We start from the raw sequence: 23326 nt of genomic DNA, 5'->3' as shown, positions 1-23326 counted from the left end.
AATGCCATATTAATTACTAAAAAATTCAGACTAAAGAGAGATGAATAAATATTTAATAACTAAGATAATCGCAAAATGGAAATAGATAAATACTAAAAAATCCACTTATGGCATCTCCAAAACCATTACATGATACAGAATTAGTAGATTGTGCTAGAGCAAACGCTAACCAGGGAATAGAAACCGCTGCGTGTCAGTGTGGTTATGGGGATGATATTAATACATTTGCTCAAGAATTACGCCAAGCTTGTGAAAAAATGAATTTGCAAGTTAAAGAACTCAAAGAATTGATTACCGATCAGGATATAATCTTAAAACTGGGTGCTGGAGAAATTATTGCCCCTGAAACAGCATCAGAACTTTAACACTCTCCTTTTGTAGCGAATTTTCAAATCATAAAAATTGCACTTTGTCAATTCTTTGGCAAAAGAATATTACTTAAAGCCTGATAACTGCGTGTAGTGTCACCACAACATAGCGCAATTTGAGCAGAAAACAAATCAACTTATTTATTGATTTTATCCTCAAAAATGGTAAAATATATAGAAAAACAGACTTGTACTAGTACACAACGGCGTAAGTCAATCAACCATTAAAAATTTGACAAAAGCTTGTGTAATCTGCTTTTTTAATTTTTAATTTTTAATTTTTAATTCCGCACTGCGGTACTAGCTTCGGTCTCAATAGCAAAGGTTTAGAGATGTTGACTTCATCGGAAACTCCTATAATTGCAGCCATTGTGCTGATAGCGTCCGGCATTTTAGGCTGGGGCTTTTATCGCGCCAGACCTTTTGGTAAACTAGGCATCTTAGCCTGGTTACAATCCCTCGTTTTAATGACTCCCTGGCTTTTGTTCTTTGGATTATTTGCCGCTGGGATTTATATCAACATCGTTGGTATCTTGTTCTTAGTTGTAGCTTCCGCTGGATTGTATATTTTCCTGGGTAGAAAATTACGGGACGCGGGACAAGATGCTATTCTCAAACAACGGGCAACAGAGCGACTCGCTGCCCAAACTGCAAGCGAAGGTGATAAAGACAGTTCAGTCGTAGTATCAGAACTGCAATTAGCACCAACCCCCATACCTGAAGCAGATTTAAGCCTAATTAGAGGCATTTTTGGCATTGACACATTTTTTGCCACCGAAACTATTCCCTACCAAGAAGGAGTAGTTTTTAAAGGCAACTTGCGCGGAGAACCAGAAACCGTTCACAACCGACTGACGAAAACTTTACAAGAACGGTTAGATGATAAATATCGGCTGTTTTTGGTAGAAGATACTGACAGTAAACCTGTGATGATTGTTCTCCCTAGCCGCACAGACCCCCAACGCACCCAGTTAGCACAAAAAGCTTTTGCGGTGATCTTGTTGATAGCAACTATCGCTACCAGCTTAGAAGTGGGGGGTATATTACAGAATTTCGATTTATTCAGTAACCCCGAACGCTTTGCAGAAACCTTACCTATTGCCTTGGGTTTATTGGTAATTTTGATCTCTCACGAAGTTGGACATTGGCTATTAGCGCGTCGTCACCAAGTCAAATTAAGTTGGCCATTCTTTTTACCAGCGGTGCAAATTGGTTCTTTTGGGGCAATTACTCGGTTTGAGTCCCTTGTCCCTAGCCGGAATGCTTTATTTGATATTGCTTTGGCTGGACCGGCTTTTGGGGGGATTACTTCCCTACTATTACTGGTAATAGGATTGCTACTGTCCCACCCAGGCAGTTTATTTCAATTACCCAATCAGTTTTTCCAAGGTTCAATTTTAGTCGGTAGCTTGGCACGGGTTGTCCTCGGTTCGGCTTTACAATCTCCGTTGGTGAATATTCATCCTTTGGTAATTGTTGGTTGGTTAGGATTAGTGATAACAGCTTTGAATTTAATGCCCGCTGGACAATTAGACGGGGGGAGGATTGTGCAAGCGATTTATGGACGCAAAACCGCAGGGAGAACCACTTTTGCGACGATAGTTTTACTGGCTATCGTATCATTAGGTAATCCTCTGGCTATGTATTGGGCAATTGTGATTTTGTTTTTACAACGGGATTTAGAACGTCCTAGTTTGAATGAAATCAGTGAACCAGATGATGCTAGGGCGGCTTTATGTCTTTTGGCTTTGTTTTTAATGATTGCTACTCTTTTACCTTTGACTCCGGCTTTGGCTGGGCGTTTGGGTATCGGTAGTTAGGAATTTTGGCGTTGCATAGAATTATGTTTCGCGCAAAGGCGCAAAGGAGCAAAGGCGCAAAGTTTATGCTTTTAAATTTTTCACTTTCATCCTTTAATTCTGCAACGCCAGATTTTCTTTACCAATTTTCTAGGGTTTCCAATCTGCTAATAGGTTGGGGTAGTTTGTGGGTGTGGGGAATATTTTTTGCCATGTTTGTTGGCGTTGTTGGGGTTTTTCTTGGCTCATGTTCCAGAGGGTTTCGTAGAAGAAGAAGGAAATACCAGCAAATTTTCGCTCTCGTACTTTTTCTATTTGGGTTTTGATTTGTTCCATGGGAACTGTACGATTTTTTAACCCACTTAAAATGCCAATGCTGACGGGAATATGAGTTTGGGCTTGTTTGACTTCGGGATATTCTAATTCGCTGATAAAGACGTTTAAATCATTTCGATAAATCTGTAAAACTAAATCTTCAATTATTCCCATTCTTTCCCATTTCTGCCAATCTGCAAGGAAGTATTCGTAGGAAAAACGCTGGGGATTAGGCGCAACGGAAACGATACAATCTTTTTTATTTGCTTTAATTGCTGTAAAGACTCGTTTCATAAAGTCGGTGATTTTGTTCGCTCTCCAATTTACCCATTCTGGATCTTTGAAGTCTGCGGGGGGAAGTTTTCCTTGGTGTTCTTTTTTGTATAATGCTATGGTGTAGGTATCATATCCTAGTTCTGATGGTAAGCCGAAATGATCATCAAATTGAATCCCATCAATATTATAGTTTTTAACTATTTCTATAATTAAATCTTGGATAAATTGTTGCACTTCGGGACGAAAGGGATTTAACCAAACTCGGTTATGGATGCCTTCTTTAACTATTTTTGTGCCATCTCTGCGGTTTGTCAACCAATTAGGACGATTTTTAGCAAGGAGGGAATCAGCAGGAGCCATAAAGCCAAATTCAAACCAGGGAATTACTGTTAAATTTTGTTTATGTCCCTCGGTGACTATTTCTTTGAGCATATCTCGCTTTTGCAGTCCGGGGGTAGGGTCTACTGCTTTACCAATGACTTTGGCTGCGACTTTGCTAGGATAAAGGGTATATCCCCAATTCCAGACGGCGGGATAAACGGTGTTAAAGTTGAGTTGTTGTAATGTTCGTAAACTTTGTTTTAGGCGATTACTCTCAAATAAAACATCACTATCAATATTTGTTAACCATACTCCCCGTAATTCTGTGGATTTAGGAATTTGAGCATTTAAGGGGAATGATAGCATGAAGAATGCAATCATACTCACGGCCATCATAGTTGCTAAAAATCCTAGTTTTTTAGTTTGACGGTGCGATTTTAGAGATATTTTTTTCATTGGTTATACGATTTTGGGTTGTTAAATTTAGTGTTTCGCGCAAAGACGCAAAGGAGCAAAGACGCAAAGGAAGAAAAAGATTAATTTGGAAATCATATCTACTTCTAGTCTATAACAAGAGATAGTTTTGAAAGGCTCTTCTAATAAGTAACTGTTCCTAAACAATCTTTGATAAATTCAATAATTATCTTAAAATCAACAAAATCATCAGCCTGTTTTCTTTGTTCACAAATCCATTTACAAAATTTCATTTTTTGAAATTCTTGAATTTGGTTTTTTTCTCCATAATCTCCATATTTTGTTTTTGGTAAATAAAATTCTTCTGTAAATAAATGATCAGGAAATAGATTTTCAATTCCTTTTTTGACTTTTCGATTCTTTTGTTGAGGGATTTTTCTGATTTTCAATAATTCATGATTTTCATTAGATTTATCGGTATCACAGTCATAAATTAATAATACTTTTCTAGTTAAGAATTTAGGGTTAGAAAGCAGAACATCTCTGGTATTTTTTAAACCACCATCACCAGTATTTATACTTTTTCCTTTATCTATAGAAATTCCTACCCATTCAATATCAACTTGTGCTAAAATTTCTTTTTCTCCTAGTAATGCTAAGGCAGTTTTAATATAAATTGGATCAGTTTCACCTTCTGTTAAAACTAGAAGTTTAGTACCTTTCTCTACAGTAGCTTGGACTTCATCTTTAACAGCATTAATTTTCTTGCAATAGTCGTAAAACATCTCTCTACCATGATGAGACATCAAATAACTACAGTAATCTTCCCAGACCTGAATAGACCAATGATCTAGTGTTTCTCTAAGATATTGATAATTAGGATTTTCTTCACCATAACGATAATTTAAAAACTGCTGAGGATAACTAACTTCTGTCTCAACAACTATATTATTTTGTGCCATGATTCTTAATAACTCAATTCCTTCTGCTCCCAACATTCTGAGGGTTTCAATTACATAAGATAAATGAACAGGATTTGATGAATCTGCAACAACAATAATACAAAACCCTACGTATAGAGGATTTTTGTATTGTCCATTAAATAAACCTTGTTTAAAGCCATTAATAATATCTTGTGCTGAAACCATATCAATCCACCAATTAGGAATTGGTTTATTATTAAATCCATACACACCACACATTACCCAAAAACTACCCACAATATTTTGTGGATACTCTTCAAGTAATGATATTGCCCTCATACAGCTAGGGATACCAATTTGAGGTAAATGCACTGTCATATTCAAAAAGCCTAGTCAAAATAAAAATGTGATTCTATTCCATTAAACAACAAAATCAAACAAATAATGCGCCATTTCCAACTTGGAACAAGCCGGAACTTCTACCTCTCTTCCTAACCTATCTAAAAACACCCCTTGATTATTATCAACAACTCAAAGTTTATGTTATAGTGTACTCAAGTGTACACAATTTGTCAATTCACTATTATGGACATCCAATCTGTAGGAATCAAAGAATTTCGGGCTAATTTACATAAGTACACACAACAAACGTCTGAACCAATCGCAATTACTTCTCATGGAGTACCAATAGGTTACTACATACCAACACAACCTACTCCTCAAAAACAAGATTTAATGGCTTTACAAGCAGCAGTCCAAAAAATCAAACAATTACTAGAAACAAGCGGTATTAGTGAAGATGAATTATTTGCTGATTTCCAGAATGCTAGAGAAAGTAAAATATAACGATGAGAAAGTTAATTGTTCTGGATACTAATATTCTGATTAGGGCAATATTAGCAGAACGTGTTCCCAACTTATTAGACAAATACAATTATAACTGTAGTTTTGTTACTCCCGCTTGTTGCTATGATGAGTTAAACGAGCATTTACCCAAAATTTTACAAAAACGGAATCTTCCTTTAGATCCATTCTTAGATGCTATTGAGAAACTAACAAAGGTAGTCATACCAATAGCTGATGAAATTTATAGTGAATATGAGTATGATGCTAAACGGCGAATACAAGAAAGAGATATAAAAGACTGGACAATAGTTGCGCTTTCTCTGTCTTTAAATTGTCCAATATGGACGGAAGATCAAGATTTTTTTGGAATTGGGATTGCTACATGGAACACTCGAAATGTAGAGATTTATTTAAGTAGTAATTAATTCTGTAGTGGTTGGCATAACGATAGAATTTCATTCCATTAAACAACAAAATCAAACAAATAATGCGCCATTTCCAATTTAGAACAAGTCGGAATTTCTAACTCTCTCCCTTCTTTATCTAAAAACACCGCTTGATTATGATCACTCCCAAAACCACTGTCAACTTTATCAATAGGATTTGCGACAATTGCATCTAATTTCTTTCTTTGCAATTTCTCTTTCGCTGGAGTAATAATATCTCCAGTTTGTGCTGCAAAACCAATTAAATATTGATGGGGTTGTTTACGATTTCCAATTTCAGCGACAATATCTGGTACTGCTGCTAGAGGTAAATTTTCAGGAAGCGATCGCTTGGGCAATTTTTCGCTACTATAATCTCTAGGCTTTACGTCTGCAACTGCGGCTGACATGATAATTATATCTGCATTGGCTAAATGCTTGAACATTACCTGCTGCATTTCCTCTGCACTAATCACGGGAATTGCTTCTACTCCCAAAGGTACTTCCCAATTCGCAGGACAATGGAGTAATATTACCTTTGCCCCTCTGTGCAGTGCTGCCTGTGCCAAGGCTAAACCCATTTTACCAGTGGAGGGATTGCCAATAAATCGCACCGGATCTAAATATTCTCGCGTTCCCCCAGCACTGATTAAAACCTCTTTCCCCGCTAAATCTCTCTTGCCTTGGGTGTGTAATAAAGATTGAATATAAACAAATATTTCTGCCGCTTCTGCCATTCTACCAGCACCAATGCGATCGCACGCCAATAAACCAGAACCAATTTCCATACCATAAAATCTACCATCTGTCAATAACTGCCCCCAATTTCTTTGTACCGCCACCTGTTCCCACATATCCGTATTCATCGCAGGTGCTAACAACACGGGACAGGTAGAGGCGAGAATAGTATTTGTTAATAAATTGTCTGCCATACCATAAGCTAACTTCGCTAAAGTATTAGCAGTTAAAGGCGCAATTACAATTAAATCAGCCCATTCACCCAACTCAATATGCAAGGGACGGGCATAAATTGGCTGCCAAAAGTTATCATCTGTATAAGCTTGATGACGGGATAAAGTAGATAAAGTTAAAGGAGTAATAAATTCTTGGGCAGATTTAGTGAGAATAACTCGCACTTCTAGACCCGATTTGAACAGTGTAGATACCAATTCACAGACTTTATAGGCGGCTATACCACCGCCTACACAGATAATAACCCGTTTAGATTTGAGATTTGTAAATGATGGCATTTTGGGGCAAAATTCCGATTACCTTTGATTTTAGCCCGTCCCACCCAATCTAAAATCCCTGGTACACAACGGCGCAAGTAAACCAACCATTAAAAATTTGCAAAAGCTTGTGTAATCTGCTTTTTTAATTTTTAATTATTAATTTTTAATTCCGCCCTGCGGTGTTAGGCTTCGTCGTAAGCTTCTAAATCTAAGAGGTGGATATAGGCTTCAACTAACTCTGGACGCTGAAAAGCGATCGCCCGCAATAGATGCCAATCATTTAAACCCTCAAAAGCATTACTATAATTATCTAATTCCAGACGTGTAGCCAAATCCTGTACCTCTGTCGCTGTCATAGCAGAAATTTCTGTTTTGGAAATGCTTAGAGTTTTCATAATGCTTGCCCCTCCCTTTTGCAGCGCTTACATTCAGCTGAGGGTGGAGTTGATTCCACCTTTACTATCTTACTCATTAACGAGCATTAAATTTGTAAAAATTCTTGTGAATTTCACCGGAATTTGTAAAAATTCTGTAACTAAAGCTGACCAATTGTGTTGACAACAAAAGTTCGTAGCACTTCTAGCATTTGGAAATTAATTTCATGTCCCATGGCAAATTCATGATATTCCACTGCTACTCCTAGAGATTGTGCCACATCTCTCGACTTAATTGCAGCTTGGAGAGGAACAACTTGATCCTGTGTCCCGTGCATGATTAATGTCGGCGGAAAATTGCCTTGATTCAGCGTTGCCACAGTAGGATGTAAATAGCCACTTATCACGACTAATCCAGCCAAGGGTAAGCTTAATCCTACATCTAAAGTCATCGCCCCACCTTGAGAAAATCCGCTCAAAATTGTGCGTGATAACGGTACACCTGTATTACTTTCTAAAGAGAGCAACCAATCCATCAGTAGTTGTTTACTTTCATTTAATCCATCATACATATTTTCCGTCCGCAGGTCATACCATGCCCTCCCTGTATCAGCATAAGGATAAGGATAGGGGGCATTGGGGAGTAAAAATTCGTAATCAGGTAAATTGACATGAGGGATTAAAGATGCCACATCTTGGGCATTTGCACCCCAACCATGTAGAGTGACGATTAAAGCGTCTGGTGTTTGGTTTTTTGGTGGAGAAACCCTAATAAAATCTAATGTTGGAGTCATGAGTAATTGAGTTAAGAATTAATGCAGATACAGTATACCGCGTGTTAATCCAGTACACATTTCCCAACTTTTTTAGTTGTTCTGGACGTTTTTATATTTTACCTTAGTAAAATACCTTCGCCATTTTTGTTGTAGGTTGGGTTGAGCAAAGCAAAACCCCAGGTATTTGTTGGAGAATAGCGAATAGTCTAAATGGGGTAATTACAAATTATATTAATGAAGTGGAGTATTTTAAATTTTGCTATTGTGGGTAAAAAAATTCCTTTACCTATGTAGGAAAACAGTATAAAATTCCTCAATAGATGTTGATAAATAACTAATGAATAATCACTTGAAAACTCATTTTGCTTTGTGGAGTGTATCTGCACTTACTGCTTTAGTTGGAGTAGTAAATTTGTTATCAGCTGTTACACCTAGTTTACCCGAAAGAAATCATTGGCTTAAACAATTTTTACCATTTGAAATTCGTCAGAGTGGTCATATTTTTGCAGCATTAATAGGATTTATTCTGTTAACGTTAGCCACTAATTTATTACGCCGAAAAAAAGCAGCTTGGTTGCTGACTATTGGGTTACTAATTATTTCTATAGTCAGTCATTTATTGAAAGGTTGGGACTATGAAGAAAGTATTTTATGTGGAATTTTGCTAATCCAATTAGTTTTCATGCGTCATATTTTCACCGCTAAATCTGACCGTCCTTCAATTGCACGGGGAGTGAGGATATTAATAGGTGCGGTGCTATTTACTTTGGCCTATGGAACAATTGGATTTTATTTATTGGATAACAAGTTTTCCCATAATTTTAGTTTACCTACAGCTATACTTCAGACTCTCGCTATGTTTTTTACCGAAGATAATTGGGGATTAGAACCAAGAACTCAGTTTGCCATATTTTTTGCAAATTCCATATATATAATTGCAGCTAGTACGATTAGTTTTGCCGTATTAATGCTATTGCAACCTGTATTTTTGCCTGATCCTGCTACCTTAAAAGAAGCACAAAAAGCTCAAGCAATTGTAGAGGAATATGGACATTCTTCTTTAGCAGTTTTTACACTTTTAAGTGATAAAACTTATTATTTTAGTCCTTCAGGTCAGAGTATGATTGCTTATGTTCCTAAAGGTAGAGGTGCGATCGCTCTAGGAGACCCCATTGGACCAATTGCAGACAGACAAGAAACAATTATTGGTTTCCAGCAGTTTTGTCTACGAAATGACTGGTATCCTGCCTTTTACCAAACTTTACCTGATGATCTTGAACTTTACAAATCTTTAGGATTTCAGGCAATTAAGATTGGAGAAGAAGCGATAATTGATTTAAAAACTTTTACTTTGCAAGGTAAAGCTGGTAAAAATTTTCGTCCCTCAATCAATCGTTTAACTAAACTCGGATATAAAATCCAATTCTATCAACCACCAATTACAAATGACTTATTACACCAATTAAAACCTGTCAGTGATGAATGGCTGAAAATGGTGCAAGGTTCAGAAAAACAGTTTTCTCTAGGTTGGTTTGATGAAACTTACTTGCGGCAGTACCAAATTGCCGTAGTATATAATTCTGAAGGTAAAATTGTTGCCTTTGCCAATATTGTTCCTGGATTTCAACTTAATGAAGTTACCATTGATTTAATGCGTCATCGTCCGTCTATAGAAAATGGAACGATGGACTTCTTATTTGTGTCCATGCTTCAGTATTTTAAAGAGCAAGGTTGTGAAGGTTTTAATTTTGGACTATCTGCTTTAGCTGGAGTGGGAAAAAACCGAGAATCACCGCGATTAGAACGAGTTTTACGCTATCTTTATCAACATTTAAATAGATTTTATAACTTTAAAGGTTTACACGCGTACAAAGATAAATTTCGTCCGCGTTGGGAATCACGCTATTTAGTTTATCCCAGTTTCACTGCTTTACCTGATGTAGTTGTTGCATTAATTAGAGCAGATTCAGGCGATCGCTTTCTCGACTATTTTAAACCTGGATCTTAATTATATTTTTTTTAATTTTTAATTTTTAACATCCTTTCGGTAGAATGTTCATCACAGAAAGCAATTTAGTCCAAAGGAATCTGGGAAATTATGGCGCGTTTAGCCCTGCTGAGTGTATCTAATAAAACTGGTGTAGGCGATTTAGCCCGGAGTTTAGTTGAGGAATTTGGTTTTGATATCATCAGCAGTGGGGGAACAGCCAAAACCCTGAAAGATGCTGGCATACCAGTTACAAAAGTTTCTGATTATACAGGTTCACCGGAAATTTTAGGCGGTCGGGTGAAAACTCTTCATCCTCGCATTCATGGCGGTATTTTAGCACGGCGGGATGTGGAACAAGATATAACAGATTTGGAAAATAATCAAATTCGACCCATTGATTTGGTAGTTGTGAATCTTTATCCTTTTGCGGAAACTATTGCTAAATCAGGAGTTACCCTAGCTGACGCAGTGGAACAAATTGATATTGGTGGCCCGGCAATGTTAAGGGCTTCATCCAAAAATTACGCCCATTTGACGGTATTATGTAATCCTGACCAATATGGTGAGTATTTGCAAGAATTACGCCAAAATGGAGCAGCATCTTTAGAGTTTCGCCAAAAATGCGCGTTAAAAGGATTTTTGCATACTGCTAGTTATGATCATGCCATTGCTGCCTATTTAGCTGGCACACAAACCCAAGAATTTACTATTTCCGGTACACAACTCCAATCTTTGCGTTATGGGGAAAATCCTCACCAACCCGCAGCATGGTATCAAACAGGAAATGAAGCTACAGGTTGGGCTGCGGCCACCAAACTGCAAGGGAAGGAACTTAGCTACAATAATTTGGTAGATTTGGAAGCTGCACGGCGGATAATTTCTGAATTTACAGATAGTCCCGCAGCAACAATTATCAAACATACTAATCCCTGTGGAACTGCGGAAGCAGCAGAAATTTTTGACGCTTATCAAAAAGCTTTTAATGCTGATTCTACCTCTGCTTTTGGCGGAATTGTCGCTTTAAACCGTCCTATTGATGCAGCCACAGCGACGGAATTAACGAAGACATTCCTAGAGTGCGTGGTTGCTCCTGGTTGTGACGAAGCAGCCCAGGAAATTTTAACTAAAAAAGGTAATGTCCGAGTTTTGATTTTACCAGATTTATTGACTGGACCAAAAGAAACTGTGAAAGTAGTAGCAGGTGGGTTTTTAGTCCAATCTGCTGATGATATCATTGCTGATCCTAGTCAATGGCAAGTTGTCACGGAGCGTCAACCCACCCCCAGTGAGTTAGCGGAATTACTATTTGCCTGGAAAGTTTGCAAACACGTTAAATCCAATGCTATCGTCATAGCGAGCGATCGCACAACCTTGGGTGTAGGGGCTGGACAAATGAACCGCGTCGGTTCAACCAAAATCGCTATCGAACAAGCTGGAGAAAAAGCCCAAGGAGCATTTCTCGCTAGTGACGGCTTCTTCCCCTTCGATGATACCGTCAGAGCCGCAGCAGCAGCCGGAATTACTGCCATTGTCCAACCAGGGGGAAGTCTCAAAGATAAAGACTCTATCAAAGCCGCTAATGAACTGGGTTTACTCATGGTTGTCACTGGTGTCAGGCACTTTTTACATTAGTCAGTTGTCAGTAGGGGCGAAGCATTTGAAAGATAAATTATCGGTCATTACAAAAAATAGTTCTCCAAATGCTTCGCCCGTACAGTTGTCATGGGGAAGAAAAATATTCTCTGTTCCCTCTTTCAAACAATTTCCAAAATTGTTGTCTCAGGTACTTGCCATTTGAAGAAAAGAGTGATAAGTTATATTTGTGTGTGAGGAGAAAATTTAAAAAGCGTCTGGGGTGGAAACACGGCAACACTCCCAGGCGCTTTTTAATGTCAAAAATTTTTCTATAGCCAATAATCAACAAAACAGTAGAGATACTGGAAACTAAATGCTCGCTATCTATGCAAAACAGAGAATTCCAGAAATGTTTCGGCAATGATCTAATATTTTGGCAATTTGGCAGATAACTATTTTAGTTTAGAGCTTTAATTGAATATCAACAGGGTAAATAAGAAAGCTGAAAAGTTATTGATGTCAGGATTTTCCCAGTGCTAGAGACTTCTAGACCAGATCAAAAGTGGTAGATGCGGTGCTGTCAAACTGACCATAAATATGGCGACATTCCAATTCTAGCCACTGCTAACAGCTATTGGCTAAGGATCGCAAAGAAAATATAAATTAATTGAATTGACTGGTTGCCTAATGAATAAACGGAATGATTCAGTACAAAATTGCCATGATTGCCATGTCTGAGTACAAGTTAACTTGAAAATAGTTGGATTTTGAAAAAAGGATGAAAAATTAATATTTTAGGGCTTAATCACGAAGCATTTGGGAGATAATAGCATCAGCTTGTAATCTCTTGTAAGTCAAGTGAACTAGGTTAGCTTCATCTGATTGTCCACAAACATAGCAAGCTAGACTCAAGGCATCTAATAACATTAAAGTAGTAACGCCTTCCGCTGCTAAAGATGATATATACTGAGAAACGCCTTTAGCACAGGTTTCTGCTGGCATCAGTACCAGTAGCAACCGTAAACAATCGGCTGATGCCATCATTCCGTCTAATTCATGAGTCTGGGTGGCTAATTGAACAATTCCCAAAACGATTTGATTAGGGGAAATACCTTCCTTCATCAGTAGGCTAAAGAAGGAAGTTAAATGACATGGAGTGCTGTGATCAAGTTTAATATTCATAGTGCTTATTAAAATCAGTGTAACACTAATCGCAGATTTTTTGACTAATCCGGAAAAATCTCAAAAAAGTTTTCGGGTTTTTTTCGGGTTTTTACGGCACATTCTAGAACCTTTTAACAGATAGCACCCCAATTTGTCAACTTGAGTTTTGATCAATCGCTGTACATTCGGCAACTCACAATTTAACTGATCGTTTTGTATCCCTTGATGCTGTAAATCAGTAAATTGTTCCTCTGCCATCATTTTTACATCTTTTAACATCAAACCGGCGAGTAATTTTTGTGCTACCCCTAAATAAACTGTTTTTGATAGCCTATTTTAACTGAAATTGGTAGCTTATGTAACCGATAGTAGGCATTGAATGATGTAATATGGACAAAATAGGGTTTTGTTTGTCTTTTATTAATGAGGTACAGTAGAGAGTTAGATAATAAATTCTAATATCTTTACTTGATGTTGACAGCCAATGAGGTTAAAGGTAACTTACATCTAATGGTTCTGGATGTAAACGCCTGAAACCGGGAAAAAATAATTAGGAAATTGACATATACAATAATAACTTGAGCCTATGTCATACTAATCAGTATGGCTGTGATCTTGATCAATACTTTCTCATCTTTTAATCAATACCTTCACCAAATTGAAAAAAGCTTTGATTTGTAGGTTAGGTTGTTCGCAGTAGCGTGTCAGAGACATAAACCATAATTCAATAAATGCGTTGAGTTGCGCTGTTTCTTAACCCAAGCTGCAAAAAATGGCGAATGTATGGCTGATATCTCGACTTTGAACAATACACGAAGTAGATGCTGGCATTTTTGGTAGCATAATAGTAGATTAAAGCAGTAACTATATTTTTTAGAGAAAAATCTGTATGGCAAGCTACCTAGAAGCCCAGTCTCCAGATGAGTTGTTGACTGAACTTATTGAAGACACCACAACCCCAAACCATGTGGAAGTAATTGAAAATGTGATTGATAGTCTAGCACAAGATCAAAGTGCAATGGTTAGTCATGCTGCTGAGGGTGGATATCTGTGGAAATTCCAATATGGCAGTATAGAAGTATTTGTGCAATTGACGGGAATTACTGATGAAGATACAATTACGGTTTGGTCTGCGGTGCTGAAGTTACCGGCTAAAAATGAACCAAAATTGACCCGATATTTGTTAGAGATGAATTGTGTGAGTACCTTTGAAGCCCGGTTCGGGATTATTGATAATCAGGTGGTTGTGATTTCTACACGCACTTTAGCGGAGTTGTCACCAGGGGAAGTTTCTCGGATCATTACTATCGTTGCTAGTATTGCTGATGATAATGATGAATATCTGCAATCTGAGTTTGGTACAGTTTAAGTTTCCAGAATTTTAGTTTAGGGATGTGATATTTAATGCCGGATCAGCAGGTGTGGCGACTTATTCCGATTTTAGCAGCCGCTGGTGATATCCAGATGGCTATAGACCGCTGGTTATTAGCACAGCATGAGTCGGGAAAACATCCGCCAACTTTACGTTTTTATACTTGGTCGCCACCCGCAATTTCTTTAGGTTATCATCAACGTCAATATCCCGAATTTTGGCAAAATTTAAGGTGGAAAGGTGAAAAATTGGCTTTGGTGCGCCGTCCTACAGGTGGGAGGGCTGTTTTACATCAAGGTGATTTAACTTACTCTGTGGTCACGTCTGGACTGAGGGGAAATCGGTTAGATGTGTATGGGCAGATTTGTGAGTTTTTGATTCAAGGATGGCGATCGCTCGATATAGAATTGTACTATGGTCAAGCTGGACGCGGTTATATTCACAATCCTAATTGTTTTGGAACAGCCACAGGTGCAGATTTAGTTTTAGCAGATGGTTATAAACTGATTGGTAGCGCCCAATTACGGAAAGGTGACGCAATTCTTCAACATGGTTCTATGCGGTTAAATCCAGATCCGGAGTTGTTTGGAAAGGTATTTAATCAAGAGTTTTTTCATCCTATCCAATTTCCAGAAACTATCAATCAAGAAACAATAATTAAGGCTTTAATAGCCGCAGCTTGTGATTGTTTTGGTATGGAAATAGAGGTAATACCTTTGTCTCAAGATGAGTGGAATTTTATTTTAGCAAATTGTTGATTAGGGTAGGTTTTTATTCTACCCTATATTTTTTTCTCACGCAAAGGCGCAAAGGAAGAAAGATATTAATTGCAGGCTATAAGGTCTATTTTATTCTTTGTCTTTGGTATGATGTTTACTTTTGAGATTGTCATGTTTTATTTGCAGTTCATACCATTCGTTTAAACAGTATTCAGACCAACAAAAACAATATTCATTCCAACAAAAATCACATAATCCCTGTTCTGGTATTTGATTATTGTTTTCTGGTTTTTGCAGTAGACAAGTGCGTGGACAGTGGAGGTAATTACTCATGATTTTATCTCTGATAAATTGATACAGTGAATTTCCGGTAAAGAATGTGCAAATATGAATAGTTAAACTTTTGTGAATGGGTAGAAAATGTCAAAGATAGAATGATCTGGTCATCTAAAAGATGATACATATAAATCTCGCTATATGGTGGAATTTATTTAATATCTGTATAAAATTTTTCTAAAAAAGTCCAATGGATAGAAGATCCAAGTCTTCCCAATTTTTTGATGTCATGGAAGCTTGTAGAAAAACTCTAGAAAAAATCCGTCTTTTATTTAAAAAGTAATCAGTGAAAACTTGGATAATATTTTGAGTTTTTAGTGAAGAATCGCTCTTATTAGAGTTAATATAGAAACTGTGTGTTATTTTTTTGTGATTCGCGCTAAAGTAGTCAAGTATCGAATACAGCAAGACTAACCGTATGGAAACGAAAGAGTTAAAGTTCATCTTAAAACTGTTGGGATGTCCCAATTATCGTACTGGCTTGAGTTCCAGCATTTTTGATAGTTTTAAAAGTGAGAAAAACAAAATTTGTCGAGATTTGGGGGAACTGGAATATGTAGACTATTCCCGCGAAATTTCCACAGTCAAGATTTTACCTCCTGGTCAAGCACTACTGAAACTCGACTCGGCACAATTACCTATTGATGATAAAGAACTCAAGGTACTGGAGAAGATAGGTAAGAGTTCTGGAAAAATAGCCCCCAGTGAAATCAAAGTTTCATCGCTAAAATCAGATGAACGAGACGCAATCTTAAAAACCTTGAGTGAACGGGGTTTGATTGCTATTGAAATCAAGATGAAAAGACTTAAAGCAGAAGTTTGGTTAACGGAAAGAGGAATTGAGGTTTTGCGGGATGAATATAATCCCGAAGGAAAAGCAAATATAGACTTTAATTTGCTGGGTAATTATGTGCGGTTTTTACGGAAGAATTTGCGGTTTAAGTCAGAACAAGTTTCTACTCCTGATCATGTAGAATCATATTCTGATATTACTAGCAATATCAGTGATGAAGAAATTTTAGAGACTATCAAGAAATTAGATCGGGAATTGGGTACAGAGAATTATTTACCAATTTTCCATTTACGGCAAAAGTTACAACCGCCTTTATTACGAGATGATTTAGATCAGGCTTTGTATAGGTTGCAAAAAAGTGACAAAATTGATTTTAGTACCCTACAAGAAGTCAGTGCTTATACACCAGAACAAATTGACGCGGGAATTCCTCAAAATATTGGTGGACAACTGTTTTTTCTCATAGTTAATTAACAGTATTCCCAATATTTTTCATTTTTTCATTACTTCCTCCTCTCACTCACCCATATCTATGACAGACATTAACGACATTATTAAACGCGAGGTCAACCCTTTTGACATGATCAATTTAAAGCCCACTAATTTTTGGGCTGAAGAACAAGATTCAAAACTCATGGTTGAGTCAATTCATAAAAACGCAATCATAGAAATTGAAGGTTTACTTGATTTAGTAGGTAAAGATCATCGTAGCCGCACAGTTTTATTAGCTGGTGAGTCTGGTTCTGGCAAAAGTTATTTATTAGGTCGGCTTAAACGTACTCTTAACCCGAAAGCCTTTTTCGCCTATATTCTCTGCAACTGGCCTGATAGTAGCAATATCTGGCGGCATATTTTACGTCGTACTGTTGATAGTTTAATTCAAGTTCCCGAAGGTGAAAAAGAATCACAGTTAATGTTGTGGCTAAAAAGTTTAACGGCGTTTACAAGAAGTGATATCAAACAACGAATATTTAATGATAATTTTTGGGAAGCATTACAAAGTAATCGGCAAAAATTTATCAAACACCTCAAGGATAGTTATAAAAAAGCAGGTATTTATAACCCTGATATATTTTTTGGAGTGCTACATGATCTCGCAAATCCAGAATTATATGATTTAGCTTGTGAATGGCTGCGTGGTGATGACTTAAATGAAGATTCCATGAAAGAAATCAAGGTCAAAACTTGCATTGATACAGAAGATGCTGCAAAAAATATCTTAGCCAACTTTGGCAGAATTTCTACACAAACCCAACCAATTGTTTTATGTTTTGACAATTTAGATACTATGCCCCAGTTACCAGAAGGTTTTCTGGATATACAACCTTTTTTTAATGTCAACACCACAATTCATGGAGATAATTTAAAAAATTTTTTGGTGATTATCAGCGTTATTACAAACACATTAAAACGGCATTTTGATCGAATTCTGCCAGCAGATAAAGCCGGAATACATAAAACAATTCAGTTAAAACCTATTACTATAGAACAGGCAGAAGCACTTTGGGCTTATCAACTTCAGCCATTACATCAACTAGCAAATCCTAGACCTGAATCTCCTATTTTTCCCCTAAATCGGGAAATTTTAGAGAAAACCTATCCTGGTGGTAAAACTATGCCTAGAAATGCACTAACTCTAGGTCGTGATGAATATCAAAAATATAAAGGTTCGTTATTAGATGAAGATGAAAAACCAAAGCCCGAACCAGTTACAATACAAATAAAGGTGACAACACCCAATGAAAAAACTGTTCCTAAACCTATAATTATTGTTCCACCACGACATCAAGATAATCAAGATACAACTCAAGCAGAATTTGAATTATTATGGCAGCACGAATATACAAAAAGTCAGGGGAAAATTACCAAGATTTCTTTGTTATCATCACCTGATTTAATTCAGATGTTGCAGCAGTCTATATCTACTTTAAAAATACAGGGAGTTAAGACTAAACTTTTAAGCGGAAAGTATGCTAGTTATTCCTTGAGTTATCAACATCCTACAAATCGGCAAAAATTGGGTATAGTTTGGACAGAAGACTCAAATATGACTAGTTTTTATCATGTAATGAATGCTTGTCAAATAGCCATTCAAAAAAATCTCTGTCAAACTATGTACTTAATTCGTGGTGGAGATTTAGGAAAACCAAACATGGCGGGAAATCAACTCTATAGACAGATTTTTACGAATACTAATCATGTTCATATTAAACCAAGTCTGTCTTCTATTCACTACTTGGCAACATATCAAAGTTTGGTAAATTCTGCCAAATCTCAAGAATTGGTAATTGGTGGGAAAACGATTAATTTACAAAGACTAGAAACTTTAATTAATGAATCTGAGATATTGAATCAATGTACTTTATTACAGGATTTAGATATTGTTGCTAAATCAGATAAACCACCAAGTACAACTGGAAATGGCAGAAAAGATTTAAGACCTGTTAAAGATTTCCTATTAAATCTAGTCAAAACTCAAGCATTTATGGGAGTACCTACTTTAATTTCACAAGCAGTTAGTCAATTTCCTGATGTGAAAGAAACTGATATTCAATATTTAATTGATCTATTATGTCAAGAAAAGAAAGTTAAGATTATGAACCCAAAAGCTAAATTACCAGATCAATTAATTTGTTTAATTGCTTAAATTCACTTGTTTTTTATAAGATGATCAGCCAATGCACTACCTGACACAACCTACCGAAATTTACCAGCAAATTTTCCAACTGTCCCTATCTAAAACTCTATGGATAGATACGGAAATTGCTGATTGGTATACCGATAAACCAAAATTAGCACTAATTCAGGTATTGGCTGATCATACAGACTTAACTGGTGAATTTGCTTATATTTTTGATGTTTTAGATAAACCTGATTTGGCTGTATATTTCATTAACCAAATCATGGTTAATTCCCAAATTGAAAAAGTTTTTCATAATGCTGGTTTTGATTTAAAATATCTAGGAAAAGAACTAGCGCAAAATGTCACTTGTACCTTCAAAATAGCGAGAAAAATCACCAAAGAAGTCTTACAAACTACCAACTTAAAACTAAAAACCCTAGCTGCTGAACTCTGCAATTTTTCCAATGTAGACGCAGAAGAAGGAAGCAGTGATTGGGGAAAACGTCCCCTGACTCAAAAACAGTTAAACTATGCAGCAATGGATACAGTTTATTTAGCTGCTGTTCATTATCGCTTGCTTGAAATATCCAATCCTGATGTTATCAGTCGTGTATTTAATATGGTGAATCACAAATCTGAAAATTCCTCTTTAACTCCGACGAAAGTTAGATTAGCTTTTGAATGTCCCCGACTATTTTATCTCAATCACCATTTTAATTGTAAAGCAATATTCTCTCCTAAAGATACTCTTGGGGGTGTTGGTAATGTTTTCCATAAATTAGCAGATGATTTTATTAATTTATTCCTGATTGAACCCAGATTTAAAACTTTATTAAATCCATCTGCAACACAATTAAAGGTAGATGTAATTACGTTGGAAATTCAACAACTATTCTATAAAATTAAGTTCTTTCCCTATTTACAAAATGCAATTGCAAAAGACGCGAGTAAAGCCTCTCTACTGCTACAAGTTTGGCAAGGTTTACAAGGATTAATTAAAAAGTTTACTGAATTGTTAGTAATTAATCGTCGTTATTGCAGTGCAGAAACGGTTATTTCTAATACTTTTATTTCTGGAGAACACAATTTAGAATATTACTTTGATTTACCCAATGGGACAAAACAATTAATTAGAGGTGAGTTTGATTGTCTGGTTTTTAATTTTGAACTTAAACGCCTTTGTATGGTGGAGTTTAAAACCTATCAATCTGTAGATTCAGCAGCACAATTAGCGCAAGTTTCTCTTTATAGTTATATGTTGTGGAAGCAGAAAAAAGCACCTGTTGATTCTGCTGTTTATTGTGTTTTACCAGAATTTAAAGAGTACAAATATTCTTGGGAACAGTTAGAAAATACGGTTCATCAATTAATTCCCTATAAATTATTACAAATGCAAAACTGGTTAAGTTGGGAATCTCCAAATCCTAACCCACCACCAATGACAACTGAACCTCATTTATGTGAAATTTGTCCCCAACAACAAAAATGTCAAACTTTTTTTAATGTTGAATCTGATTCACCGCCAAATCAAGTTATTGAAATTGATGAAAATTCAGATTTTATAGCACCTGCTAAAAAACAAGAAGATATATCTGACTTTTCACATTATTTGGAAAACCCAACACGAAACCTAACCCCCCAACCCCCTTCCCTACGAGGGAAGGGGGAGAATTCAAAGCCTCTCTCCTTGCAGGAGAGAGGTTTGGAGAGAGGTTTTTCAGATACTTTTAAAAGTCAGAAAGATACATTTATTAATGCTGATGAAATTGGCGCATCTTTAGTGGCAATTCTAGAATCTTTTAAGGTTAATGTAGATTATTATGGTGCTGATGTAAGTCCGGCATTTATTCGGGTGAAAATTAAACCACATTTAGGTGTGAAAGTTCCTTCAATTCTCAGATTATCCGCTGATTTACAAGTACAATTAGGGTTAGAATATCCGCCTTTAATTGCTCCCCAAGCTGGTTATGTAAGTATTGATTTGCCCCGTCAAGATAGACAAATTGCCAAATTTGAAGATTTTATTCAAAAGCAATTTTTACCCCCAACAGCACCCGTAAAAATTGCCATTGGAGTGGGTATTGATGGGAAGTTGTTAGAGGCTGATCTATCAGATCCGAATACCTGTCATTTTTTGGTTGGGGGAACAACAGGAAGCGGAAAAAGTGAATTTTTGAGATCCTTACTTCTCAGTTTAATCTATCGTCATTCTCCCCAATATTTAAAAATTGCTTTAGTGGACCCTAAGCGGGTAACATTTCCCGAATTTGAACAAATGTCATGGTTATATGCACCAGTTGTCAAAGATAGCGATCGCGCCGTAGAATTAATGCAGGAACTAGTTGCAGAAATGGAATCTCGTTATCAGAAATTTGAAAAAGCTAAATGTGCAGATTTAACCACCTATAATCAACGTTCTTCCCCAGCTTTACCGCGTATTGTCTGTATATTTGATGAATATGCTGATTTTATGGCAGAAAAAGAAATTCGCACCATCTTAGAACAAAGTATCAAACGTTTAGGCGCAATGGCAAGAGCCGCAGGTATTCATCTAATTATTTCCACACAACGCCCAGAAGCCAGTATTGTCACCCCAATTATCCGTTCTAACCTACCTGGACGAGTCGCCCTGCGTACCTCCAGCCAAGCAGATTCATGTATTATTCTGGGTGGAAAAGAAACAACAGCAGCCTATTTATTAGGCAAAGGTGATTTAGTTTACCAAGGTGGTTCGCACGGACAACGTCTTCAAAGCTTATTAGCACAGAGTATTAAACTACCTTAAAAAAAAGATCCCCGACTTCTCTAAGAAGTCGGGGATCTAAATAACATAACCAAAGTTAAAATCTATTAGATAATATGAACGCTATATCATTGGGAAAGCGTCAGTAGGGGAATTAAAAATGGGATATGTAATTGCAACCGCAAACATGAAAGGTGGAGTCGGTAAAACCACCATTACCGTGAATATAGCTACTTGTTTAGCCAAAAATCACGGAAAAAAGGTACTTGTCTTAGATTTAGATAGTCAAATTAGTGCCACGCTAAGTTTAATGTCACCAGTAGATTTTGCCAAACGTCGCAAACAAAGAAAGACATTTAGATATTTACTAGATCAAATTATCAACCCTGAACCAGAAGCAAAATTTACCATTGGGGACATCATTCAACCTCAAGTTTGTAACCTGACCGAATTAAATTTATTACCGGGAGATATAGACTTATATGATGAATTTGTGGTTTCAGAAATGCTGCATAATCAATCAGTAGCATTAGGAGAACAGGATTTTGAAACCATCTGGAATCGCTTTGAAAGGGTCTTAATTAGAGATATTTTAGAACCTATCCGGGATGAATATGATTTTATTCTTTTAGATTGCGCTCCCGGTTATAATCTCTTGACTCGGAGTGCTTTAGCCACTAGTGATTTCTACATTCTTCCAGCTAGACCAGAACCCTTATCTGTAGTCGGAATTCAACTTTTAGAAAGACGCATTGCCCAATTAAAAGAAAGTCATGAACACGAAGCTAAAATAGATATTAAAATGTTGGGAATAGTCTTTAGTATGTCTAATGCCAATCTCCTGAATGGCAGATATTATAAACAGGTAATGCACCGAGTTGTTGAAGATTTTGGAGTAGATAAAATCTGTAAAGCTCAAATCCCCGTTGATGTTAATGTTGCCAAAGCTGTTGATAGTTTTATGCCAGTTTCCTTACTAAGTCCGAATACAGCCGGTTCTAAGGCATTTATGCAGTTAACTCAGGAATTATTGCAGAAATTGTAAATTGAGAAATAAGGTATCTGACTTCGTTAAGAAGTCGGGTATCTGGGTATATTTTAAGAAAAAGGAGCAAAGAATAGGAGGTAATAAATAATTTAGCAAATGCTTGAGAAAAAGGAGATTTTAACCGGCATCGAGAACCCAATTCTGTAGCGTGTTTTGAAATATATTCATAAGGTAAACTGTAAATTTGACGAAAATCCACAACTAACGCTACAAATCATCAATAAATCAGGATTTAATTTGGTAAGTTTGGGAATATAGTTGGCTACTACACCATCTTTCAGGGATTTATACTGGGAATACAATTCTTTGAGAATGTCTAAAAGTGCTGGTGGTAATATTTCTGGATTTTCTGGCTTAAAGATGGGGCTGATTGATTGATACAAAATTGATTGCTGGGGTTATTACGGTAAAAGCTACTATAGGGTAGTTTCTTATACCTAAAATGCTCATATATACGCGCTTGCCACTCTTTTCATTGTCTCATTAATTATTTATCTCAGGATAAGAATAAATACTTATTGGAGATAAATCACTTTTATTGCTTGAGTAATTATTGTAGTAATTAAAACTTATAAAGTTAAATACTTAATAGTATTTACTTATTTAAAATGTAGGTCAAAAACTATCATCCTTGAGCGAAACAACCAAAGTATTTTGCAAATAAAATCTTTAGAGAGATTGTTTTTGCGCTAATTTTAGCTTCTAACAATCAAATTATTGAAAGTAAAATTTTATCTAAACGCAAATTGACTTGATCATTTTTGAATACTTAATAATTTACAACTACTGAGGATAAATGTTAGGGAGTAACCGTTGAATTATGTGATCAGCCAACATGAGGTTTCCCTAAGAAAATCTGGAAATTTTCCAAAAAAACGTTACATAGCCAAAATC

The 23326-nt window shown here is 36.4% G+C and carries 21 protein-coding genes; 13 read left to right on the top strand and 8 right to left on the bottom strand.

Annotated features, from left to right (window positions below):
• The first annotated feature begins 107 nt into the window (after nucleotides 1-107).
• On the top strand, nucleotides 108-365 hold the full coding sequence (locus PN450_RS20085) for a hypothetical protein (protein ID WP_271837344.1): 258 nt from the start codon (nucleotides 108-110) through the stop codon (nucleotides 363-365).
• 335 nt (nucleotides 366-700) lie between these two features.
• Nucleotides 701-2188 (top strand): site-2 protease family protein, encoded by a 1488-nt coding sequence (locus PN450_RS20080; RefSeq protein ID WP_271837342.1) that lies wholly within the window; start codon nucleotides 701-703, stop codon nucleotides 2186-2188.
• Between the two features lie 129 nt (nucleotides 2189-2317).
• Here the strand turns inward: PN450_RS20080 and PN450_RS20075 are convergent, their stop codons facing one another.
• Together PN450_RS20075 and PN450_RS20070 are read right to left on the bottom strand one after the other, a co-directional pair.
• Entirely contained in the window at nucleotides 2318-3535 is a 1218-nt protein-coding gene (locus PN450_RS20075) for a glycoside hydrolase family 10-like protein (RefSeq protein ID WP_148761287.1), read from the bottom strand.
• Nucleotides 3536-3675: 140 nt separating this feature from the next.
• Nucleotides 3676-4794, bottom strand: coding sequence for a hypothetical protein (locus PN450_RS20070; RefSeq protein ID WP_271837341.1), 1119 nt, complete (start codon nucleotides 4792-4794; stop codon nucleotides 3676-3678).
• Nucleotides 4795-5001: 207 nt separating this feature from the next.
• On the opposite strand from PN450_RS20070, the gene PN450_RS20065 reads away from it, so the two are divergent.
• Both PN450_RS20065 and PN450_RS20060 read left to right on the top strand, forming a co-directional pair.
• Nucleotides 5002-5262, top strand: a complete 261-nt coding sequence (locus tag PN450_RS20065; RefSeq protein WP_271837340.1) for a type II toxin-antitoxin system Phd/YefM family antitoxin — start codon at nucleotides 5002-5004, stop codon at nucleotides 5260-5262.
• 2 nt (nucleotides 5263-5264) lie between these two features.
• On the top strand, nucleotides 5265-5687 hold the full coding sequence (locus PN450_RS20060; protein ID WP_271837339.1) for a PIN domain-containing protein: 423 nt from the start codon (nucleotides 5265-5267) through the stop codon (nucleotides 5685-5687).
• Nucleotides 5688-5725: 38 nt separating this feature from the next.
• Here PN450_RS20060 and coaBC read toward each other — a convergent pair whose 3' ends face one another.
• The 3 genes from coaBC to PN450_RS20045 form a co-directional block, all read right to left on the bottom strand.
• A complete protein-coding gene (coaBC, locus tag PN450_RS20055) occupies nucleotides 5726-6937 on the bottom strand; it encodes a bifunctional phosphopantothenoylcysteine decarboxylase/phosphopantothenate--cysteine ligase CoaBC (RefSeq protein ID WP_271837338.1) in 1212 nt (403 codons plus the stop codon).
• A gap of 164 nt (nucleotides 6938-7101) precedes the next feature.
• Nucleotides 7102-7314 carry a protein IsiD gene (gene isiD / locus PN450_RS20050; protein WP_148761297.1) on the bottom strand — a complete coding sequence of 71 codons (213 nt, stop codon included), beginning with the start codon at nucleotides 7312-7314 and terminating at the stop codon, nucleotides 7102-7104.
• Between the two features lie 140 nt (nucleotides 7315-7454).
• Nucleotides 7455-8087 (bottom strand): alpha/beta hydrolase, encoded by a 633-nt coding sequence (locus PN450_RS20045; RefSeq protein ID WP_271837337.1) that lies wholly within the window; start codon nucleotides 8085-8087, stop codon nucleotides 7455-7457.
• Nucleotides 8088-8406: 319 nt separating this feature from the next.
• Between PN450_RS20045 and PN450_RS20040 the strand changes: the two genes are divergently transcribed.
• The 3 genes from PN450_RS20040 (at nucleotide 8407) to PN450_RS20030 (ending at nucleotide 11857) form a co-directional block, all read left to right on the top strand.
• Nucleotides 8407-10077: a phosphatidylglycerol lysyltransferase domain-containing protein gene (locus PN450_RS20040; RefSeq protein WP_271837336.1), complete on the top strand. Its 1671-nt coding sequence runs from the start codon at nucleotides 8407-8409 to the stop codon at nucleotides 10075-10077.
• A 90-nt stretch (nucleotides 10078-10167) separates the two neighbouring features.
• Entirely contained in the window at nucleotides 10168-11691 is a 1524-nt protein-coding gene (gene purH / locus PN450_RS20035) for a bifunctional phosphoribosylaminoimidazolecarboxamide formyltransferase/IMP cyclohydrolase (protein ID WP_271837335.1), read from the top strand.
• 4 nt (nucleotides 11692-11695) lie between these two features.
• The gene (locus PN450_RS20030; protein ID WP_271837334.1) at nucleotides 11696-11857 is read left to right on the top strand and encodes a hypothetical protein; all 162 of its coding nucleotides are present in this window, start codon (nucleotides 11696-11698) and stop codon (nucleotides 11855-11857) included.
• Between the two features lie 578 nt (nucleotides 11858-12435).
• Here PN450_RS20030 and PN450_RS20025 read toward each other — a convergent pair.
• Nucleotides 12436-12816: a hypothetical protein gene (locus PN450_RS20025; protein ID WP_015078555.1), complete on the bottom strand. Its 381-nt coding sequence runs from the start codon at nucleotides 12814-12816 to the stop codon at nucleotides 12436-12438.
• Between the two features lie 871 nt (nucleotides 12817-13687).
• Here PN450_RS20025 and PN450_RS20020 point away from each other — a divergent pair.
• Together PN450_RS20020 and PN450_RS20015 are read left to right on the top strand one after the other, a co-directional pair.
• Nucleotides 13688-14167, top strand: coding sequence for a YbjN domain-containing protein (locus tag PN450_RS20020; protein WP_015078557.1), 480 nt, complete (start codon nucleotides 13688-13690; stop codon nucleotides 14165-14167).
• Nucleotides 14168-14202: 35 nt separating this feature from the next.
• On the top strand, nucleotides 14203-14928 hold the full coding sequence (locus tag PN450_RS20015; protein WP_271837333.1) for a lipoate--protein ligase family protein: 726 nt from the start codon (nucleotides 14203-14205) through the stop codon (nucleotides 14926-14928).
• 90 nt (nucleotides 14929-15018) lie between these two features.
• Here PN450_RS20015 and PN450_RS20010 read toward each other — a convergent pair whose 3' ends face one another.
• A complete protein-coding gene (locus PN450_RS20010; RefSeq protein ID WP_271837332.1) occupies nucleotides 15019-15222 on the bottom strand; it encodes a hypothetical protein in 204 nt (67 codons plus the stop codon).
• Nucleotides 15223-15643: 421 nt separating this feature from the next.
• Between PN450_RS20010 and PN450_RS20005 the strand changes: the two genes are divergently transcribed.
• The 4 genes from PN450_RS20005 (at nucleotide 15644) to PN450_RS19990 (ending at nucleotide 22429) form a co-directional block, all read left to right on the top strand.
• The gene (locus PN450_RS20005; protein WP_271837331.1) at nucleotides 15644-16492 is read left to right on the top strand and encodes a transcription factor RcaD; all 849 of its coding nucleotides are present in this window, start codon (nucleotides 15644-15646) and stop codon (nucleotides 16490-16492) included.
• Nucleotides 16493-16550: 58 nt separating this feature from the next.
• Complete coding sequence (locus PN450_RS20000; protein WP_271837330.1) at nucleotides 16551-18665, top strand: ATP-binding protein; 2115 nt, start codon at nucleotides 16551-16553, stop codon at nucleotides 18663-18665.
• Between the two features lie 31 nt (nucleotides 18666-18696).
• The gene (locus PN450_RS19995; RefSeq protein WP_271837329.1) at nucleotides 18697-21426 is read left to right on the top strand and encodes a DNA translocase FtsK; all 2730 of its coding nucleotides are present in this window, start codon (nucleotides 18697-18699) and stop codon (nucleotides 21424-21426) included.
• A 118-nt stretch (nucleotides 21427-21544) separates the two neighbouring features.
• A complete protein-coding gene (locus PN450_RS19990; RefSeq protein ID WP_148761314.1) occupies nucleotides 21545-22429 on the top strand; it encodes a ParA family protein in 885 nt (294 codons plus the stop codon).
• A 167-nt stretch (nucleotides 22430-22596) separates the two neighbouring features.
• Here the strand turns inward: PN450_RS19990 and PN450_RS19985 are convergent, their stop codons facing one another.
• Nucleotides 22597-22815, bottom strand: a complete 219-nt coding sequence (locus PN450_RS19985) for a hypothetical protein (protein ID WP_334311503.1) — start codon at nucleotides 22813-22815, stop codon at nucleotides 22597-22599.
• Nucleotides 22816-23326: the final 511 nt, after the last annotated feature.

Origin of the sequence: Dolichospermum lemmermannii CS-548, assembly GCF_028330815.1 — a bacterium.
Lineage (GTDB): Bacteria > Cyanobacteriota > Cyanobacteriia > Cyanobacteriales > Nostocaceae > Dolichospermum > Dolichospermum lemmermannii.
The sequence above is the reverse complement of the archived record's forward strand: the minus strand, read 5'-3'. Positions and strand labels throughout refer to the sequence as shown.

Excerpts from the sequence above, each read along its gene's own strand:
- PN450_RS20085 (WP_271837344.1), top strand. The coding sequence starts at position 108 with ATGGCATCTCCAAAACCATTACATGATACAGAATTAGTAGATTGTGCT.
- PN450_RS20080 (WP_271837342.1), top strand. The coding sequence starts at position 701 with ATGTTGACTTCATCGGAAACTCCTATAATTGCAGCCATTGTGCTGATA.
- PN450_RS20075 (WP_148761287.1), bottom strand. The coding sequence starts at position 3,535 with ATGAAAAAAATATCTCTAAAATCGCACCGTCAAACTAAAAAACTAGGA.
- PN450_RS20070 (WP_271837341.1), bottom strand. The coding sequence starts at position 4,794 with ATGACAGTGCATTTACCTCAAATTGGTATCCCTAGCTGTATGAGGGCA.
- PN450_RS20065 (WP_271837340.1), top strand. The coding sequence starts at position 5,002 with ATGGACATCCAATCTGTAGGAATCAAAGAATTTCGGGCTAATTTACAT.
- PN450_RS20060 (WP_271837339.1), top strand. The coding sequence starts at position 5,265 with ATGAGAAAGTTAATTGTTCTGGATACTAATATTCTGATTAGGGCAATA.
- coaBC (WP_271837338.1), bottom strand. The coding sequence starts at position 6,937 with ATGCCATCATTTACAAATCTCAAATCTAAACGGGTTATTATCTGTGTA.
- isiD (WP_148761297.1), bottom strand. The coding sequence starts at position 7,314 with ATGAAAACTCTAAGCATTTCCAAAACAGAAATTTCTGCTATGACAGCG.
- PN450_RS20045 (WP_271837337.1), bottom strand. The coding sequence starts at position 8,087 with ATGACTCCAACATTAGATTTTATTAGGGTTTCTCCACCAAAAAACCAA.
- PN450_RS20040 (WP_271837336.1), top strand. The coding sequence starts at position 8,407 with ATGAATAATCACTTGAAAACTCATTTTGCTTTGTGGAGTGTATCTGCA.
- purH (WP_271837335.1), top strand. The coding sequence starts at position 10,168 with ATGGCGCGTTTAGCCCTGCTGAGTGTATCTAATAAAACTGGTGTAGGC.
- PN450_RS20025 (WP_015078555.1), bottom strand. The coding sequence starts at position 12,816 with ATGAATATTAAACTTGATCACAGCACTCCATGTCATTTAACTTCCTTC.
- PN450_RS20020 (WP_015078557.1), top strand. The coding sequence starts at position 13,688 with ATGGCAAGCTACCTAGAAGCCCAGTCTCCAGATGAGTTGTTGACTGAA.
- PN450_RS20015 (WP_271837333.1), top strand. The coding sequence starts at position 14,203 with ATGCCGGATCAGCAGGTGTGGCGACTTATTCCGATTTTAGCAGCCGCT.
- PN450_RS20010 (WP_271837332.1), bottom strand. The coding sequence starts at position 15,222 with ATGAGTAATTACCTCCACTGTCCACGCACTTGTCTACTGCAAAAACCA.
- PN450_RS20005 (WP_271837331.1), top strand. The coding sequence starts at position 15,644 with ATGGAAACGAAAGAGTTAAAGTTCATCTTAAAACTGTTGGGATGTCCC.
- PN450_RS20000 (WP_271837330.1), top strand. The coding sequence starts at position 16,551 with ATGACAGACATTAACGACATTATTAAACGCGAGGTCAACCCTTTTGAC.
- PN450_RS19995 (WP_271837329.1), top strand. The coding sequence starts at position 18,697 with ATGCACTACCTGACACAACCTACCGAAATTTACCAGCAAATTTTCCAA.
- PN450_RS19990 (WP_148761314.1), top strand. The coding sequence starts at position 21,545 with ATGGGATATGTAATTGCAACCGCAAACATGAAAGGTGGAGTCGGTAAA.